Below are 390 nucleotides of genomic sequence, written 5' to 3'. Positions count from 1 at the left end.
GTGGCAATATACCACTCCACAATCATCTCTCCATCCAACGACTACACGTCCACTGTCCACTACCACACGTCAATTCCACCACACTCCATTCGAATTTACACTATACATATACACCACTGTGTCAAACACTCTCTTCACACATTCCACACGTCCTAACTCACGCACTCACTCCCTGATCACCTCATTCTCACCCACAACACATTTGACGCGTTGAATTGATCAACTGTCAGACTCGAAATTCCACTATGTTGTTTGACAACGCAGTTGGCGAATACCAACCAATTCTCCGTGCAAACACGCTCCTCAATCATCACCGAACTGATCGCACTATGTGGACATAGGGAACAAGACACACGAGTGCAATTCATCACCAGAATATTGCCAACAAGG

General features: G+C 45.9%; 1 protein-coding gene. It reads right to left on the bottom strand.

Annotated features, from left to right (window positions below):
- Window positions 1-176: 176 nt before the first annotated feature.
- The coding region (locus tag EES38_RS23380) for a hypothetical protein (RefSeq protein ID WP_208020510.1) at window positions 177-390 on the bottom strand (214 nt) is incomplete at its 5' end.

The organism is Vibrio viridaestus, assembly GCF_003856525.1.
Lineage (GTDB): Bacteria > Pseudomonadota > Gammaproteobacteria > Enterobacterales > Vibrionaceae > Vibrio > Vibrio viridaestus.
Note: the sequence above shows the minus strand (reverse complement) of the source record. Positions and strands in the feature narration are given on the sequence as shown.